This is a genomic window from Citrobacter sp. wls714 (assembly GCF_005281025.1).
GTDB lineage: Bacteria > Pseudomonadota > Gammaproteobacteria > Enterobacterales > Enterobacteriaceae > Citrobacter > Citrobacter werkmanii.
This window is the reverse complement of record NZ_SZWZ01000097.1, coordinates 106,332-124,901: the sequence shown is the minus strand read 5'-3', so window position 1 is coordinate 124,901 and position 18,570 is coordinate 106,332. Positions and strand designations below refer to the sequence as shown.

Here is an 18,570-nt window from a genome sequence, read left to right as displayed (position 1 = left end):
GGGAATGTCAGACTTGCCCCTGCTATGCAATACCCCCATTTTACAATAAAAAACCCCGGGCAGGGGCGAGTTTGAGGCTAAGTAAGACATGAGACTGACATCAAAAGGGCGTTATGCCGTGACCGCAATGTTGGACGTTGCGCTCAACTCCGAAACGGGCCCGGTACCGTTGGCTGATATTTCTGAACGTCAGGGAATTTCCCTGTCATATCTGGAGCAGCTGTTTTCCCGTTTGCGTAAAAACGGTCTGGTTTCAAGCGTACGTGGACCAGGCGGCGGGTATCTGCTGGGTAAAGATGCCGGGAGCATCGCAGTAGGTGAAGTCATTAGCGCTGTCGACGAGTCTGTAGATGCGACCCGTTGCCAGGGCAAAGGCGGTTGTCAGGGCGGCGATAAATGCCTGACCCATGCGCTGTGGCGCGATCTGAGCGATCGTCTGACCGGATTCCTCAACAACATTACGTTGGGCGAACTGGTGAATAACCAGGAAGTCCTGGATGTGTCTGGTCGCCAGCACACGCATGACGCTCCACGCACTAATCGTGCTCAAGACGCGATCGACGTTAAGTTACGCGCATAATAAAAGTATTTCAGAATCAGGCCGGGGTGTTCGACGCCCCGTTAACTCGGTCGTACATCCAGCCGGTTGCCTGGTTCCTTGCATTGAAGCGATGTACGGAGTTTATAGAGCAATGAAATTACCGATCTATCTCGATTACTCCGCAACCACGCCGGTGGACCCGCGTGTTGCCGAGAAAATGATGCAGTGTCTGACCCTGGACGGAAACTTTGGTAACCCAGCGTCTCGTTCACACCGTTTTGGCTGGCAGGCTGAAGAGGCGGTAGATATCGCCCGTAACCAGATTGCCGACCTCGTGGGCGCTGACCCGCGTGAAATCGTATTTACTTCCGGTGCGACGGAATCCGATAACCTGGCGATTAAAGGTGCAGCCAACTTTTATCAGAAAAAAGGCAAGCACATCATCACCAGCAAAACCGAACACAAAGCCGTGCTGGATACCTGTCGTCAGCTGGAGCGCGAAGGGTTCGAAGTTACCTACCTCGCCCCGCAGCGTAACGGCATCATCGATCTTAAAGAACTTGAAGCGGCAATGCGTGACGACACCATCCTCGTGTCCATCATGCACGTGAACAACGAAATCGGCGTGGTGCAGGATATCGCGACTATCGGCGAAATGTGCCGTGCGCGCGGCATCATCTATCACGTTGACGCCACTCAGAGCGTGGGCAAACTGCCGATCGACCTGAGCCAGCTGAAAGTTGACCTGATGTCCTTCTCCGGCCACAAAATCTATGGCCCGAAAGGTATTGGCGCGCTGTATGTGCGTCGTAAACCGCGTATTCGTATTGAAGCGCAGATGCACGGCGGTGGTCACGAGCGCGGCATGCGTTCCGGTACTTTGCCTGTTCACCAGATCGTGGGCATGGGTGAAGCGTACCGTATCGCTAAAGAAGAGATGGAAACCGAGATGGCGCGTCTGCGCAGCCTGCGTAACCGTCTGTGGAACGGCGTGAAGGACATGGAAGAAGTGTACCTGAACGGCGATCTCGAACAGGGCGCACCGAACATTCTCAACGTCAGCTTCAACTTTGTTGAAGGCGAGTCTCTGATTATGGCGCTGAAAGACCTGGCGGTATCCTCCGGTTCTGCATGTACTTCAGCAAGCCTGGAGCCATCCTACGTGCTGCGCGCGCTGGGTATGACCGACGAGCTGGCACACAGCTCAATTCGTTTCTCTTTAGGTCGTTTCACTACCGAAGAAGAGATTGACTATGCCATCAATCTGGTTCGCAACTCCATTGGCCGTCTGCGCGACCTTTCTCCACTGTGGGAAATGTTCAAACAGGGCGTGGATTTGAACAGTATTGAATGGTCACATCACTAATTCGGCACCGATAAGGAGAATTCAACATGGCTTACAGCGAAAAAGTTATCGATCATTACGAGAATCCACGTAACGTGGGCTCTTTTGACAACAGCGACGAGAACGTGGGTAGCGGCATGGTCGGTGCACCAGCCTGTGGCGACGTGATGAAGTTGCAGATCAAAGTCAACAATGAGGGTATCATTGAAGACGCGCGTTTCAAGACTTACGGCTGCGGTTCCGCTATTGCCTCCAGTTCTCTGGTTACCGAATGGGTAAAAGGGAAATCTCTGGACGAAGCACAGGCGATTAAAAACACCGATATCGCCGACGAGCTTGAACTGCCACCGGTGAAAATTCACTGCTCTATCCTGGCTGAAGACGCGATTAAAGCCGCGATTGCGGATTACAAAAGCAAACGTGAAGCAAAATAATTAAGAGTTGAGGTTTTATTATGTCGATTACCTTAAGCGACAGTGCAGCAGCGCGTGTAAATACCTTCCTGGCAAACCGCGGTAAAGGGTTTGGTCTGCGTCTGGGCGTGAGAACCTCCGGCTGCTCAGGTATGGCCTATGTACTGGAATTTGTTGACGAGCCGGCGGCTGAAGATACCGTGTTTGAAGACAAAGGCGTTAAAGTTGTGGTCGACGGTAAGAGCCTGCAATTTCTCGACGGTACGCAGTTAGACTTCGTCAAAGAAGGTCTGAACGAAGGGTTTAAGTTCACTAACCCGAACGTGAAAGACGAATGTGGATGCGGCGAAAGCTTCCACGTATAACGCGCTCACCGATAACCCCACACGCATGATTTTACGTGTGGGGTTTGTTCTAACAGGCTACCCCTGAGATAGTTATGGATTACTTCACTCTCTTCGGATTACCCGCTCAATATCCTATTGATCTCCAGGCTCTGACGATCCGTTTTCAGGATCTCCAACGTCAGTATCATCCTGATAAATTCGCCAGCGGTTCTCAGGCGGAGCAACTTGCTGCGGTTTCGCAGTCCGCCACCATTAACCAGGCCTGGCAAACGCTGCGTCATCCCTTGATGCGCGCCGAATACTTATTGTCTTTACACGGCTTTGATATTCGCAATGAGCAGCACACGGTGCGTGATACCGCGTTCCTGATGGAGCAACTGGAGCTGCGGGAAGAGCTTGACGAGATTGAGCAGGCAAAAGACGAATCGCGACTGGAAAGCTTTATCCAGCGCGTGAAAAAAATGTTTGAAAGTCGCCATCAACTGATGGTTGAACAGCTGGATAACGAGATGTGGGACGCGGCGGCGGATACCGTGCGTAAGCTGCGTTTTCTCGATAAACTGCGAAGCAGTGCAGAACAACTCGAAGAAAAACTGCTCGATTTTTAATTTCCGGAAGCGAAAATGGCCTTATTACAAATTAGTGAGCCTGGTCTGAGCGCCGCGCCGCATCAGCGTCGTCTGGCGGTAGGCATCGATTTAGGCACCACCAACTCCCTGGTTGCGACCGTACGCAGCGGCCAGGCCGAAACGCTGGCAGACCACGAAGGTCGCCACCTGTTGCCGTCAGTGGTTCACTATCAGCCGCAGGGCTACTCTGTCGGTTACGATGCTCGCGCCAATGCCGCGCTTGACCCGGCCAATACCGTTAGTTCGGTAAAACGCATGATGGGCCGCTCTCTGGCGGATATCCAGGCGCGCTATCCGCATCAGCCTTATACATTTCAGGCCAGTGAAAACGGCCTGCCGATGATTGAAACCGCTGCCGGTTTACTTAATCCGGTGCGCGTATCCGCTGACATTCTGAAAGCGCTGGCCGCGCGGGCAACCGAATCGCTGTCCGGTGAACTGGACGGCGTCGTGATCACCGTTCCGGCATATTTTGACGATGCGCAGCGTCAGGGGACCAAAGACGCCGCGCGTCTGGCTGGCCTGCACGTATTACGTCTGCTGAATGAGCCGACCGCTGCGGCGATTGCTTATGGCCTGGACTCCGGTCAGGAAGGCGTGATCGCGGTCTATGACCTTGGCGGCGGTACCTTTGATATTTCTATTCTGCGCCTGAGCCGCGGCGTGTTCGAAGTGCTGGCGACCGGCGGTGATTCCGCACTCGGCGGTGATGATTTTGACCATCTGCTCGCCGATTACATTCGCGAGCAGGCGGGAGTTACCGATCGTAGCGACAACCGCGTACAGCGTGAACTGTTGGATGCCGCCATTGCGGCGAAAATTGCGCTCAGCGACGCCGATTCTGTGGCGGTTAACGTGGCGGGATGGCAGGGTGAAATCACCCGTGAAACCTTCAATGAACTTATTTCCGCACTGGTTAAGCGTACGTTGCTGGCCTGTCGTCGCGCGCTGAAAGATGCGGGTGTTGAGCCGCAGGATGTGTTGGAAGTGGTGATGGTCGGTGGTTCAACGCGCGTACCGCTGGTACGTGAACGCGTGGGTGAGTTTTTTGGCCGTACGCCGCTGACCTCTATTGACCCGGACAAAGTGGTCGCTATCGGTGCGGCAATCCAGGCGGATATTCTGGTCGGAAATAAACCGGACAGCGAAATGCTGCTGCTGGACGTCATCCCGCTGTCCCTGGGACTGGAAACCATGGGCGGCCTGGTGGAGAAAGTGATCCCGCGTAATACCACTATCCCGGTGGCGCGTGCGCAGGACTTTACCACCTTTAAAGACGGCCAGACCGCAATGTCCATCCACGTGATGCAAGGCGAGCGTGAGCTGGTGCAGGACTGCCGTTCACTGGCGCGTTTTGCGCTGCGCGGTATTCCGGCGCTGCCAGCAGGCGGCGCGCATATCCGCGTGACCTTCCAGGTGGATGCCGATGGGCTGCTGAGCGTCACCGCCATGGAGAAATCCACAGGCGTTGAGTCCTCAATCCAGGTTAAACCGTCCTACGGTCTGACTGACGGCGAAATCGCCTCCATGATTCAGGATTCGATGAGTTTTGCCGAGCAGGACGTCAAAGCCCGTATGCTGGCAGAACAGAAAGTCGAAGCGGCACGTGTACTGGAAAGTTTATCCGGTGCGCTGAACGCTGATGCCGCGCTGTTAAGCGCCGCAGAACGTCAGGCTATCGACACCGCCGCCGCGCACTTGAGCGAGGTTGCGCAGGGTGACGATGTTGACGCGATAGAACAAGCCATTAAAAACGTAGACAAACAAACCCAGGAATTCGCCGCTCGCCGCATGGACAAATCCGTCCGTAGCGCGCTGAAAGGCCATTCCGTGGACGAGGTTTAATATGCCAAAGATTGTTATTTTGCCTCATCAGGATCTCTGTCCCGATGGCGCAGTTCTGGAAGCTGAGACCGGCGAAACCATTCTCGACGTTGCCCTGCGTAACGGTATCGAAATTGAACACGCCTGTGAAAAATCCTGTGCCTGTACGACCTGTCACTGCATCGTACGTGAAGGTTTTGATTCTTTGCCGGAAAGCACGGAAGAAGAAGACGACATGCTGGATAAAGCCTGGGGTCTGGAGCCGGAAAGCCGTTTAAGCTGCCAGGCGCGGGTAACCGAGGACGATTTAGTGGTCGAAATCCCACGTTACACAATCAATCATGCACGTGAGCATTAACAGAGGGTAGTATGGGACTGAAGTGGACCGATAGCCGTGAAATCGGTGAAGCGCTGTACGACGCCTTCCCCGATCTTGATCCCAAGACCGTTCGTTTCACCGATCTGCACCAATGGATCTGTGACCTGGAAGAGTTCGATGATGATCCACAGGCATCGAACGAAAAAATCCTTGAGGCCATTTTGCTGGTCTGGCTGGACGAAGCCGAATAAGTTAACGGGCTGCCCACGGGTGGCCCGTTTTCCTGTATGCGCGAAAATAAGGATAAATAAAATGACAGAAGCCATGAAAATTACGCTTTCCACGCAACCTGCCGATGCCCGCTGGGGTGAAAAGGCTACATACAGCATTAATAATGAAGGCATTACCCTGCACCTGAACGGAAAAGATGACCTTGGCCTTATCCAGCGCGCCGCGCGTAAAATCGACGGCCTGGGTATTAAACACGTTCAACTGGACGGTGAAGGCTGGGATACCGAACGCAGCTGGGCTTTCTGGCAGGGCTATAAAGGACCAAAAGGCACCCGCAAAGTTGAGTGGGCTACCCTGGACGAAGCACAGAGCAAAGAGCTGGATAACCGTCTGAAGATTATTGACTGGGTGCGCGATACCATTAACGCCCCGGCGGAAGAACTGGGTCCGGAACAACTGGCGCAGCGCGCGGTCGACCTGCTGTGCGGGGTGGCCTGCGATAACGTCTCTTACCGCATCACCAAAGGTGAAGATCTGCGCGAGCAGAACTACATGGGGCTGCATACCGTGGGGCGAGGTTCTGAGCGTCCTCCGGTGCTGCTGGCGCTGGACTACAATCCTACCGGTGATAAAGAAGCCCCGGTTTATGCTTGCCTGGTTGGTAAGGGAATTACCTTTGACTCAGGCGGTTACAGCATCAAGCAAAGCGCATTTATGGACTCAATGAAGTCCGATATGGGCGGTGCGGCAACGGTCACTGGCGCGCTGGCGTTTGCCATTACCCGTGGTCTGAACAAGCGTGTGAAACTGTACCTGTGCTGCGCTGATAACCTTATCAGCGGCAACGCCTTTAAACTGGGCGATATTATTCACTATCGCAACGGCAAAAAAGTTGAAGTGATGAATACCGATGCGGAAGGACGCCTGGTGCTGGCGGATGGTTTGATCGACGCCAGCGCGCAGAAACCGGAGCTGATTATTGATGCAGCTACGCTGACCGGTGCCGCGAAAACCGCCCTGGGTAACGATTATCACGCGTTGTTCAGCTTTGACGACAAGCTGGCTGCCCGTCTGCTGGCAAGCGCGGCACAAGAAAACGAGCCGTTCTGGCGTCTACCGTTGGCTGAGTTCCACCGTAGTCAGTTGCCATCTAACTTTGCTGAACTAAACAACACCGGTAGCGCGGCCTACCCGGCGGGTGCGAGCACGGCGGCGGGCTTCCTGTCCCATTTTGTGGAAAACTACCAGCAAGGCTGGCTGCACATCGACTGCTCTGCAACCTATCGCAAAGCGCCGGTTGAGCAGTGGTCTGCGGGCGCAACCGGTCTGGGTGTGCGCACCATCGCGAATCTGCTGACCGCATAATTCATGACTGTATTGCCGGATGGCGCGACGCTTATCCGGCCTACATGTATTCATCCAATTTGTGATCCTTATGACCGAAACAAAAAATGAATTAGAAACGTTGCTGGAACAAGCGGCGACAGAGCCTGCGCATCGACCGGCATTTTTCCGTACTTTACTTGAATCCACCGTTTGGGTGCCGGGTACTGCTGCAGAAGGCGAGGCGGTGGTTGAAGACAGCGCTCTCGATCTGCAGCACTGGGAAAAAGAAGACGGCACAACCGTGATCCCGTTCTTTACTTCCCTTGAGGCTTTGCAGCAGGCGGTTGAAGATGAGCAAGCATTTGTCGTTATGCCGGTGCGTACGTTGTTTGAAATGACGCTTGGCGAAACGCTGTTTCTCAACGCGAAACTGCCGACCGGCAAAGAGTTTATGCCGCGTGAAATCAGTCTGCTGATCGGTGAAGAGGGGAGTCCGCTAAGCACCCAGGAGGTTCTGGAAGGGGGGGAATCGCTGATCCTCTCTGAAGTCGCTGAACCACCAGCGCAGATGATTGACTCGCTGACCACGCTGTTTAAAACCATCAAGCCGGTAAAACGCGCGTTTCTTTGCTCAATCAAAGAAAGTGCGGAAGCTCAGCCAAACCTGTTGATCGGGATTGAAGCTGACGGTGATATTGAAGAGATCATCCACGCTGCGGGCAGCGTCGCGACCGACACATTACCGGGCGATGAACCGATTGATATTTGCCAGGTGAAGAAAGGCGAGAAGGGTGTCAGCCACTTTATCACCGAGCATATCGCGCCGTTCTACGAACGCCGCTGGGGCGGCTTCCTGCGCGATTTTAAACAGAACCGGATTATCTGAGTAAAGGAAAGCCGCCCCGAAGGGCCACGGAGAATAATACCTCACGTTGTGAATAATTTCTCGGCTAACTAACTTGACTTTTACTCCCTTAAAAGGGAGTATTAAATCACTACGATGTGCCTGCGTTGCTATGGCAACACAGCCTGCCAGAAAGGCCGCGAACCGGACTGGCACAAAAAAACCGCTCAACTGAGCGGTTTTTTTGTCGGCGAAAAAGAAGGGTAAATCAGATTTTATTTAGCCTCAGTCGGTTCTACCGGTAAATCGTTGCGCGCTCCCCATTCGCTCCACGCCCCGTCATACAATGAGACGTTCGAAACATCCAGAGTGGCAAGCGCCAGTACCACCACGGCAGCCGTTACGCCGGAGCCGCAGCTGGCGATAATGGGGCGGTCAAAGCTCACGCCGTGGCTGAAGAAAATAGCATCCAGTTCGTCGGTAGTTTTCAGTTCGCCGTCACGAACCAGCTCTGTCCACGGTACGTTAAGCGCACCAGGCACATGACCACGCTTCAGACCAGGACGCGGCTCGTCAACTTCGGCATTAAAACGTGCAGCCGGGCGGGCATCGACGATCTGCGCCGTTTTTTCATGACTGGCCAGCAGCACATCAGTGACGCGCACCACGGCTTCAGGCGTAAATGCGGCGTTAAATTCGCCTTCGGGTAACTCCTCGTTTCCTTCCTGCAGCATTAGCTCATCGCGCTGCCAGCCAGCAAGACCGCCCGCCAGAATGGAGACATTCTCGACGCCAAAAGTCCGCAGCATCCACCATGCGCGGGGGGCGGAAAAAAGGTTGCCGTCATCGTAGACAACCAGATGTTTATCCTGATGAACACCCAATTCGCGCATCGCGACAGCGAAGGCTTCCGGGCGCGGCATCATGTGCGGCAACGGCGAGGTATGGTCAGAAAGCGCTTCAATATCAAAAAAAACGGCGCCAGGAATATGACCCGCACGATACTCCTCGCCAACATCGCGATCTTCCTGACCTGGAGGTGCCATCCGGGCATCAAGGATTTGTATTTCCGGGTCGTCAATGTGTTCGGCAAGCCAGTCGGCAGCGACAAAGAAGGCGGTGGTCATAGGCATCTCCATTTTTACCAGGTTTTGGCAAATTGTCGGACGTTTAGTGCAAAGCGACAAGTAAAAGAGGCTGATTTGGCAGGCGAATCCACATTAATCACGAAAATTAGGACAACGTTGTTCATTTACTGGCTTCCACAGCCAGAAAACTAACGCATAATAGTTGTTCTACGTAGCTAACGGGCCACTACGGCCAGGGATGAACAATGAAACATTTACGCGTAGCGGCCTGCATGCTGATGCTGGCACTTGTCGGGTGCGATAATAATAACGAAAAATCGACGACGGCTGCGAAGCCGGATGCACCTGCGCCGCAGACCGCGCCCGCAAAAGACAAGGCTCAGTTAGAAAAGCTGATGCAACAAAGTCAGGGCAAGTCGCTGACGCTGTTGGATGCCTCAGAGGTCCAACTCGACGGCGCAGCAACGCTCGTATTGACCTTCTCCATTCCCCTCGATCCGGAACAAGATTTTTCCCGTGTAGTGCACGTTGTCGATAAAAAAAGCGGCAAAGTCGATGGGGCGTGGGAACTGGCGCCAAACCTGAAAGAGCTACGCTTACGCCACCTCGAACCTAACCGGGAACTGGTGGTTACCATTGAGCGTGATTTACTGGCGCTGAATAAAGCGACGTTTGGCATCGATTATGAAAAAAACATCACCACACGTGACGTCCAGCCGAGCGTAGGGTTTGCCAGTCGCGGTTCGCTACTGCTAGGAAAAGTGATTGAAGGGCTGCCGGTGATGGCGCTCAACGTTAACAGTGTGGATGTGAATTTTTATCGCGTGAAGCCAGAGTCGCTTGGCGCGTTCGTCAGCCAGTGGGAATACCGCAATTCGTTGTCGAACTGGGAATCCGATAATCTGCTGAAAATGGCGGAACTGGTCTATACCGGACGCTTTGATCTCAACCCTGCGCGTAACACGCGCGAAAAGCTGTTGCTCCCGCTGAGCGAAATCAAACCGTTGCAGCAGACCGGCGTTTACATCGCGGTGATGAATCAGGCCGGAAAATACAACTACAGTAATGCCGCGACGCTGTTTACGCTCAGCGATATTGGTGTATCGGCGCATCGCTACCACAATCAACTGGATGTCTTTACACAGAGTCTGGAAAACGGCGCAGCGCAGCAGGGCATTGAAGTCACATTACTCAACGAAAAAGGGCAGACGCTGGCGCAGGCCACCAGCGACGCACAGGGTCATGTACAGCTTAAGACGGATAAAGAAGCTGCCTTATTGCTGGCCCGAAAAGACGGGCAGACCACGCTGCTTGACCTGAAACTTCCGGCGTTGGATCTGGCTGAGTTTGATATTGCCGGCGCGCCGGGATACAGCAAACAGTTCTTTATGTTTGGTCCGCGCGATCTCTATCGCCCCGGTGAAACGGTGATCCTCAATGGATTACTACGTGACAGCGACGGTAAAACGTTACCCGACCAGCCGGTGAAGCTGGAAGTCGTTAAGCCAGACGGACAGGTTTTACGCTCGGTTGTCAGCCAGCCGGAGAACGGTCTGTACCGCTTTAGCTGGCCGCTGGACAGCAGCGCGCCGACCGGGATGTGGCATATTCGTGCCAATACTGGCGACAACCAGACGCGGATGTGGGATTTCCACGTCGAAGATTTTATGCCAGAGCGGATGGCGCTCAATCTCACCGCCAGCAAAATGCCGGTAGCGCCAACTGATGAAGTGAAATTCTCGGTGGTGGGTTACTACCTGTACGGCGCGCCCGCCAACGGCAACGCGCTGCAAGGGCAGCTTTTCTTGCGGCCATTGCGCGAGGCGGTGCAGGCGTTGCCAGGGTTCCAGTTTGGTAATATTGCCGAAGAAAACCTTTCCCGCAGCCTTGATGAAGTTCAGCTCACGCTGGACGATCACGGTCGTGGCGAAGTGACCACCGCCAGCCAGTGGCAGGAGACGCACTCCCCGTTACAGGTGGTGTTGCAAGCCAGCCTGCTGGAGTCGGGTGGCCGCCCGGTGACGCGTCGGGTTGAACAAGCCATCTGGCCTGCGGATACGCTGCCGGGGATTCGACCACAGTTTGCGGCGAAAGCCGTTTATGATTATCGCACTGACACCACGGTGAACCAGCCTATCGTCGATGAAGACAGCAATGCCGCTTTCGATATCGTTTATGCCGATGCGCAAGGCGATAAAAAAGCGGTGTCCGGCTTGCAGGTGCGTTTGATCCGGGAACGTCGAGATTATTACTGGAACTGGACTGAAGGCGAGGGCTGGCAATCACAGTTTGATCAAAAAGATCTGATCGAAGGTGAGCAGACGCTGGATCTTAAGGCCGATGAAACCGGTAAAGTGAGCTTCCCGGTTGAGTGGGGCGCCTATCGTCTGGAAGTAAAAGCGCCGAATGATGCGGTGAGCAGCGTGCGCTTCTGGGCCGGTTATAGCTGGCAGGATAATAGCGACGGCAGTGGCTCTGTTCGTCCCGATCGTGTAACCCTGAAACTGGATAAACCCGGCTATCGTCCTGGCGATACCATGAAGCTGCATATTGCCGCCCCCGCGGCTGGCAAAGGTTATGCGATGGTGGAGTCCAGCGAAGGACCGCTGTGGTGGCAAGAAATAGACGTGCCTGCGAATGGCCTGGATCTCACTATTCCGGTCGATAAAACCTGGAATCGCCACGATTTGTATCTCAGTGCGCTGGTGGTTCGTCCTGGCGACAAATCCCGTTCGGCGACGCCAAAACGGGCGGTTGGGTTACTGCATTTACCGCTGGGCGATGAAAATCGTCGTCTGGGACTGACGCTGGAAAGTCCGGCGAAAATACGCCCAAATCAGCCGTTAACCGTCAAGATTAAAGCCAGCGTTAAAAATGGCGACGTGCCAAAGCAGGTTAACGTACTGGTCTCTGCCGTTGATAGCGGGGTGTTGAACATCACCGATTACGTCACGCCCGACCCATGGCAGGCGTTTTTCGGGCAAAAACGCTATGGCGCGGATATTTATGATATTTACGGTCAGGTTATCGAAGGGCAAGGTCGTCTGGCGGCGCTGCGCTTTGGTGGCGATGGCGATGAGTTAAAGCGTGGCGGTAAGCCTCCGGTCAATCACGTCAATATCGTGGCGCAACAGGCGTTGCCGGTCACGCTTAACGAGCAGGGCGAAGGTACGGTGACGTTACCGATTGGTGATTTCAACGGCGAGCTGCGGGTCATGGCGCAGGCCTGGACGGCGGATGACTTTGGCAGCAGCGAAAGCAAAGTGATTGTCGCCGCGCCGGTGATTGCTGAACTGAACATGCCGCGCTTTTTGGCCGGGGGAGATACTTCGCGCCTGACGCTGGACGTGACCAACCTGACCGATAAACCGCAGACGCTGAATATTAAGCTCGCGGCCAGTGGTTTACTGGAACTGATAGGGCAAGATCCTACGCCTGTGAATCTGGCGCCAGGCGTACGGACTACGCTGTTTATTCCGGTGCGCGCGCGGGAAGGCTTTGGCGAGGGCGACATTCAGGCGCAGATTAGCGGTCTGTCCCTGCCAGGGGAAACGCTGCCTGTGCAGCACAAACAGTGGAAGATTGGCGTGCGTCCGGCGTTTCCCGCGCAAACCGTCAATAATGGCATTGCGCTCCAGCCGGGGGCAATCTGGCAGCTGCCAGGCGAAGAGTTGGCTAATTTCTCTCCTGTGACGATGCAGGGGCAACTGCTGTTCAGCGGTAAGCCGCCGCTTAATCTGGCGCGCTACATCCGTGAACTGAAAGCTTACCCTTACGGTTGCCTTGAGCAAACGGCGAGCGGATTGTTCCCATCCTTATACACCAACGCCGCGCAGTTGAAGGCGTTAGGTATCGCGGGCGACAGCGATGAAAAACGCCGTGCGGCAGTAGAGATTGGCATTTCCCGTTTACTGCAAATGCAGCGCGATAACGGCGGTTTTGCGCTGTGGGATAAAAACGGGCCGGAAGAGTACTGGCTGACCGCGTACGTGATGGATTTCCTCGTGCGTGCGAATGAACAGGGCTACAGCGTCCCGACGGAGGTGATTAACCGGGGTAACGAGCGGCTGCTGCGCTATTTGCAGGATCCGGGCATGATGTCGATTCGCTATACCGACGATACCTCTGCAAGCCGGTTTGCTGTACAGGCCTACGCCGCGCTGGTGCTGGCCCGTCAGCAGAAAGCCCCGCTCGGCGCGCTGCGTGAAATCTGGGAGCGCCGCGCTCAGGCGGCTTCTGGTTTACCGCTGTTGCAACTGGGGATCGCGCTGAAAAACATGGGCGATGCTAATCGCAGTGAACAGGCGCTGACGCTGGCGCTGAATACGCCGCGCCGCGATGCGCAGCAGTGGATGGCCGATTACGGCAGCCCGCTACGCGACAACGCGCTGATGCTGGCCTTGCTGGAAGAGAACAAGCTGAAACCAGACGTGCAGAATACGTTGCTGAATACCCTGTCAGAACAGGCTTTTGGTCAGCGCTGGCTCTCCACTCAGGAAAATAATGCGCTGTTCCTTGCCGCGCGTACGTTACAGGATTTACCCGGCACGTGGCAGGCGCAAACGTCGCTCTCTGAACAGCCGTTAGCCGGGGAGAAATCACAGACGCGTAATCTGGATGCCGACGCGCTGTCTACGCTCAGCGTCACCAATAGCGGTAATCAGCCGCTGTGGCTGCGTCTGGACGTCAGCGGTTACCCGCAAACCTCGCCGACGCCTGCCAGCAACGTCCTGCATATTGAGCGTCAGATCCTGGGGCTCGACGGACACAGCAAATCGCTGGATTCTCTGCGCAGCGGCGAGCTGGTGCTGGTCTGGCTGGAGGTGAAAGCCAGCCAGAACGTACCGGATGCGCTGGTCGTCGACCTACTGCCTGCCGGACTGGAGCTGGAAAACCAGAATCTGGCCAACGGCAGCGCCAGCCTGCAGGATAGCGGTAGCGAAGTGGCGAATCTGCTTAATCAGATGCAGCAGGCGGATATCCAGCACGTTGAGTTCCGTGACGATCGCTTTGTCGCCGCGGTGGCAGTTAATGAAGGACAGCCGGTTACGCTGGTGTACCTGGCGCGGGCGGTAACGCCGGGGACGTATCAGGTTCCCGTCCCGCAGGTCGAATCCATGTATGTTCCGCAATGGCGGGCGACCGGTGCGACAGAGGGACTTTTGATTGTCAGACCGTAAATGATGCGCGGGTTGGGTAAACGCGGCTGCTGGCTCTGGCTGGCAGTCGTTGCGCTAGTGTTGGTGGCGGCAATTTGGGCGGCAGATAAAATCTGGCCACTGCCGCTTCACGAGGTGGATCCCGCACGTGTCGTGGTGGCGCACGATGGTACGCCTCTCTGGCGCTTCGCCGACGCGGACGGTATCTGGCGTTATCCGGTGACGATTGATGAGGTATCACCCCGCTACCTTGAGGCCTTAATCAACTACGAAGACCGCTGGTTCTGGAAACATCCTGGCGTCAATCCATTTTCAGTGCTGCGCGCCGCATGGCAGGACCTCTCCTCAGGGCGTGTTGTTTCGGGCGGCAGTACGCTCACCATGCAGGTGGCACGTTTACTCGACCCCCACCCACGCACCTTTGGCGGCAAGTTTCGCCAGCTCTGGCGCGCTTTGCAGCTGGAATGGCATCTGTCCAAGCGCGACATTCTGACGCTGTATCTTAACCGTGCGCCGTTTGGCGGCACGTTGCAAGGTGTGGGCGCAGCAAGCTGGGCCTATCTTGGCAAATCGCCTGCACAACTGAGCTACTCCGACGCCGCACTGCTGGCTGTGCTGCCACAGGCGCCGAGCCGTCTGCGTCCGGACCGTTGGCCGGACCGCGCTGAAGCGGCGCGTAATAAAGTGCTCGAACGTATGGCAATTCGGGGCATTTGGCCCGCAAAACAGGTGCAGGAGTCACGTGAAGAGCCAGTCTGGCTGGCCCCCAGGCAGATGCCGCAGTTAGCGCCGTTATTTTCGCGCATGATGCTGGGAAAAAGCCGAAGCGATAAAATCGTGACTACCCTTGACGCCGGGTTGCAGCGCCAACTCGAAGAGCTGGCGCAAAACTGGAAAGGGCGGTTACCGGCGCGCAGTTCGCTGGCGATGATTGTGGTCGATCACACCGATATGAGCGTGCGTGGCTGGGTGGGGTCAGTTGATATGAATGATGACTCCCGCTTTGGTCATGTGGATATGGTGAATGCGATCCGCTCACCGGGATCGGTGCTGAAGCCGTTTATCTATGGTCTGGCGCTGGATGACGGATTAATTCATCCCGCTTCGTTGTTGCAGGATGTACCACGGCGAACCGGTGATTATCGACCGGGGAATTTTGACAGTGGTTTTCACGGACCGGTAAGCATGAGTGAGGCGCTGGTACGTTCACTGAATTTACCCGCGGTCCAGGTACTGGAAGCCTACGGTCCGAAGCGTTTTGCAGCATCGTTACGTAACGTCGGTTTACCGTTATATCTGCCTGCAGGGGCTGCGCCGAATCTGTCGTTGATTTTGGGCGGTGCGGGGGCAAGGCTTGATGATATGGCGGCGGCGTATAGCGCCTTTGCCCGCCACGGGAAGGCGGGTAAATTGCGCCTGCAGCCGTCAGACCCGCTACTGGAGCGCCCGCTGATGTCGGCAGGCGCGGCGTGGATTATTCGCCGGATTATGGCTGACGAAGCACAACCGCTACCGGATAACGCACTGAGCAGAGTGGTTCCGCTGGCGTGGAAAACGGGCACCAGCTATGGCTATCGCGATGCGTGGGCGATTGGTATTAACGCCCGTTATGTGATTGGCATCTGGACCGGCAGGCCCGACGGTACGCCGGTGGTGGGGCAATTTGGCTTTGCCAGCGCCGTACCGCTGCTCAATCAGGTCAACAATCTTCTGCTCTCTCGCGGGACGAATCAGCCGGAAGATCCTCGTCCTGAATCCGTTAGCCGCGGCGTGGTATGTTGGCCGGGCGGGCAATCTCTTGCGGCTGGAGACAGCAACTGTCGCCGCCGTCTGGCAACCTGGTTACTGGATGGCAGTCAGCCGCCAACGCTGTTATTACCCGAGCAGGAAGGCGTTAACGGCATTCGTTTCCCTGTCTGGCTGGACGGCGAGGGTAAACGCGTGGCGGCGGATTGCCCACAGGCGCGCGAACAGACGCTTATCGTCTGGCCCTTGCCTCTGGAGCCATGGCTGCCGGAATCAGAGCGCCGTGGGGCGAGATTACCGCCTGTTTCTGCCATATGTCCGCCGTTGGGACAGGATCCCGCGTTACCGTTGCAGTTGACAGGTCTGCGCGATGGCGCGATTGTGAAGCGTTTACCCGGTTCACCAGAGGCTTCATTGCCGGTGCAAACCAGCGGTGGAACAGGCGATCGCTGGTGGTTTCTTAACGGACAACGTTTGGACGAGCGCGGGCGTCACCTGACGCTACGTCTGACGGCCAAAGGGGATTACCAACTGCTGGTGATGGATGACGCCGGACAGGTGGCGACGGTGAGATTTTCGTTGCAGTAGACCAGTTGCTGACTATTTGTTGCTAAAACTCAGCTTATTTTAAAGAAATGTTACCTTCATCAATAGTCAATTGCCGGGATGCTCTTTATAATCCGCGCCAGGTCGTACATCTATATAGACAACAACAGAACACATTACAGAGGTTATCAATGGCTATTGAACGTACTTTTTCCATCATTAAACCAAACGCGGTGGCAAAAAACGTTATTGGGAGCATCTTTGCGCGCTTTGAAGCTGCAGGGTTCAAGATTGTCGGGACTAAAATGCTGCACCTGACCGTTGAGCAGGCGCGTGGCTTCTATGCTGAACACGATGGCAAGCCGTTCTTTGACGGTCTGGTTGAATTTATGACCTCCGGTCCGATCGTTGTTTCTGTTCTGGAAAGCGAAAACGCCGTACAGCGTCATCGCGATCTGCTGGGCGCTACCAACCCAGCGAACGCGCTGGCCGGTACCCTGCGTGCCGACTACGCTGACAGCTTCACCGAGAACGGGACTCACGGTTCTGATTCCGTTGAATCTGCCGCTCGCGAAATCGCCTATTTCTTTGGTGAGGGCGAGGTTTGCCCGCGTACGCGCTAATCTCCTGCGTCTGAAACGCCGTTGAGATGAATTAGCGATTTACATATTATTTTCGCTAATGCTTCGTGCAAACGTGGCATCCCTGCGCCAGACTTTGTACAATGCAACGCCCCGGAAGAGCAGATCGCTTGCCGGGGCGTTTCTTTTTAACCCTCCACGGGCCACAACGTGTAACAACGAGGCCGGAAAAAATTATGTCTGAATTAGTTAACACCTCTGAAGTCGTCATTCCTGCGGTTCCAAATAAAAATGGAAAAATTAACCTGCTGGATCTGAACCGTCAGCAAATGCGCGAATTCTTCAAAGAGATGGGCGAAAAGCCGTTTCGTGCCGATCAGGTCATGAAGTGGATGTACCACTATTGCAGCGACAACTTTGATGACATGACTGACATCAATAAGGTGCTGCGCAACAAGCTGAAAGAAGTCGCTGAAATTCGCGCCCCGGAAGTGGTGGAAGAGCAGCGTTCCTCTGACGGCACGATCAAATGGGCTATCGCGGTTGGCGATCAGCGCGTTGAAACTGTTTATATCCCGGAAGACGATCGCGCGACCCTGTGTGTTTCTTCACAGGTTGGTTGTGCATTAGAGTGTAAATTCTGCTCTACGGCGCAACAGGGATTTAACCGTAACCTGCGAGTGTCGGAAATCATTGGCCAGGTTTGGCGTGCGGCGAAAATCGTCGGCGCGGTCAAAGCAACGGGCGTACGTCCTATCACCAACGTGGTGATGATGGGGATGGGCGAGCCGCTGCTCAACCTGACTAACGTGGTGCCGGCGATGGAAATCATGCTGGATGACTTCGGTTTCGGGCTGTCAAAGCGTCGCGTTACGCTTTCCACCTCAGGGGTTGTACCTGCGTTGGATAAGCTGGGCGATATGATTGACGTCGCGCTGGCGATCTCTCTGCATGCGCCGAACGATGAAATTCGTGACGAAATTGTGCCTATCAACAAAAAGTACAATATCGAAACGTTCCTCGGGGCAGTACGTCGTTACCTGGAGAAATCCAACGCCAACCAGGGTCGTGTGACCATTGAGTATGTCATGTTGGATCACATCAATGACGGTACCGAACACGCACATCAACTGGCTGAACTGCTGAAAGATACACCGTGTAAGATCAACCTGATCCCATGGAACCCGTTCCCTGGCGCACCGTATGGTCGTAGCTCTAACAGCCGTATCGATCGTTTCTCCAAAGTGTTGATGAGCTATGGTTTCACCACCATCGTGCGTAAAACACGTGGCGATGACATCGATGCAGCCTGCGGTCAATTGGCCGGCGATGTTATCGACCGTACCAAGCGTACTCTGCGCAAGCGTATGCAGGGTGATGCTATCGACATCAAAACCGTTTGATGTTGAGTGCACTACGGTATAATTCATGTACCGTAGTGCAATGTAAGCCAGATGAGGTTCCTTGGCTGTTGTCGTCAGGTCAATAATAACGGTGCGTTTTTGTCGACTTTAAGGCAGTATGTAACGGCGCAACAAGAGTTTAGCCCTCAGGTTTACGCTTTTTTGTCATTGGTAGTCTGACCGTTTTATACTGTCTGACGAAGGTTAACTGACCAGATGTTTCGCGGT

At 55.0% G+C, this 18,570-nt stretch carries 15 protein-coding genes; 14 read left to right on the top strand and 1 reads right to left on the bottom strand.

Features of this window, described 5'->3' with window-relative positions; all coding sequences use genetic code 11:
- The first annotated feature begins 88 nt into the window (after positions 1-88).
- The 10 genes from iscR (at position 89) to sseB (ending at position 7,861) form a co-directional block, all read left to right on the top strand.
- Positions 89-580: a Fe-S cluster assembly transcriptional regulator IscR gene (iscR, locus tag FDX11_RS22580; RefSeq protein WP_003037674.1), complete on the top strand. Its 492-nt coding sequence runs from the start codon at positions 89-91 to the stop codon at positions 578-580.
- Between the two features lie 112 nt (positions 581-692).
- Positions 693-1,907: a cysteine desulfurase gene (gene iscS, locus FDX11_RS22575; protein WP_003835233.1), complete on the top strand. Its 1,215-nt coding sequence runs from the start codon at positions 693-695 to the stop codon at positions 1,905-1,907.
- Between the two features lie 26 nt (positions 1,908-1,933).
- The gene (gene iscU / locus FDX11_RS22570) at positions 1,934-2,320 is read left to right on the top strand and encodes a Fe-S cluster assembly scaffold IscU (RefSeq protein WP_002913991.1); all 387 of its coding nucleotides are present in this window, start codon (positions 1,934-1,936) and stop codon (positions 2,318-2,320) included.
- Positions 2,321-2,340: 20 nt separating this feature from the next.
- Entirely contained in the window at positions 2,341-2,664 is a 324-nt protein-coding gene (gene iscA, locus FDX11_RS22565; protein WP_003037681.1) for an iron-sulfur cluster assembly protein IscA, read from the top strand.
- Between the two features lie 74 nt (positions 2,665-2,738).
- Positions 2,739-3,254: a co-chaperone HscB gene (gene hscB, locus FDX11_RS22560; protein WP_042306735.1), complete on the top strand. Its 516-nt coding sequence runs from the start codon at positions 2,739-2,741 to the stop codon at positions 3,252-3,254.
- 15 nt (positions 3,255-3,269) lie between these two features.
- Positions 3,270-5,120 (top strand): Fe-S protein assembly chaperone HscA, encoded by a 1,851-nt coding sequence (hscA, locus tag FDX11_RS22555; RefSeq protein ID WP_042306737.1) that lies wholly within the window; start codon positions 3,270-3,272, stop codon positions 5,118-5,120.
- A gap of 1 nt (position 5,121) precedes the next feature.
- A complete protein-coding gene (gene fdx / locus FDX11_RS22550; RefSeq protein ID WP_003037690.1) occupies positions 5,122-5,457 on the top strand; it encodes an ISC system 2Fe-2S type ferredoxin in 336 nt (111 codons plus the stop codon).
- A gap of 11 nt (positions 5,458-5,468) precedes the next feature.
- Complete coding sequence (gene iscX, locus FDX11_RS22545) at positions 5,469-5,669, top strand: Fe-S cluster assembly protein IscX (protein WP_003037694.1); 201 nt, start codon at positions 5,469-5,471, stop codon at positions 5,667-5,669.
- A 61-nt stretch (positions 5,670-5,730) separates the two neighbouring features.
- On the top strand, positions 5,731-7,014 hold the full coding sequence (pepB, locus tag FDX11_RS22540; protein WP_137398555.1) for an aminopeptidase PepB: 1,284 nt from the start codon (positions 5,731-5,733) through the stop codon (positions 7,012-7,014).
- Positions 7,015-7,084: 70 nt separating this feature from the next.
- Positions 7,085-7,861 (top strand): enhanced serine sensitivity protein SseB, encoded by a 777-nt coding sequence (gene sseB, locus FDX11_RS22535; RefSeq protein WP_042307197.1) that lies wholly within the window; start codon positions 7,085-7,087, stop codon positions 7,859-7,861.
- Positions 7,862-8,094: 233 nt separating this feature from the next.
- On the opposite strand, the gene sseA is transcribed toward sseB, so the two are convergent.
- On the bottom strand, positions 8,095-8,946 hold the full coding sequence (gene sseA, locus FDX11_RS22530; RefSeq protein WP_061382190.1) for a 3-mercaptopyruvate sulfurtransferase: 852 nt from the start codon (positions 8,944-8,946) through the stop codon (positions 8,095-8,097).
- A 206-nt stretch (positions 8,947-9,152) separates the two neighbouring features.
- On the opposite strand from sseA, the gene FDX11_RS22525 reads away from it, so the two are divergent.
- The 4 genes from FDX11_RS22525 (at position 9,153) to FDX11_RS22510 (ending at position 18,342) form a co-directional block, all read left to right on the top strand.
- Complete coding sequence (locus tag FDX11_RS22525) at positions 9,153-14,087, top strand: alpha-2-macroglobulin (RefSeq protein ID WP_137398554.1); 4,935 nt, start codon at positions 9,153-9,155, stop codon at positions 14,085-14,087.
- Positions 14,088-16,400, top strand: coding sequence for a peptidoglycan glycosyltransferase PbpC (gene pbpC / locus FDX11_RS22520; RefSeq protein WP_137398553.1), 2,313 nt, complete (start codon positions 14,088-14,090; stop codon positions 16,398-16,400).
- A gap of 149 nt (positions 16,401-16,549) precedes the next feature.
- A complete protein-coding gene (ndk, locus tag FDX11_RS22515; protein WP_003037710.1) occupies positions 16,550-16,981 on the top strand; it encodes a nucleoside-diphosphate kinase in 432 nt (143 codons plus the stop codon).
- 194 nt (positions 16,982-17,175) lie between these two features.
- Positions 17,176-18,342 (top strand): bifunctional tRNA (adenosine(37)-C2)-methyltransferase TrmG/ribosomal RNA large subunit methyltransferase RlmN, encoded by a 1,167-nt coding sequence (locus tag FDX11_RS22510; RefSeq protein ID WP_003037713.1) that lies wholly within the window; start codon positions 17,176-17,178, stop codon positions 18,340-18,342.
- The last annotated feature ends 228 nt before the right edge of the window (positions 18,343-18,570 follow it).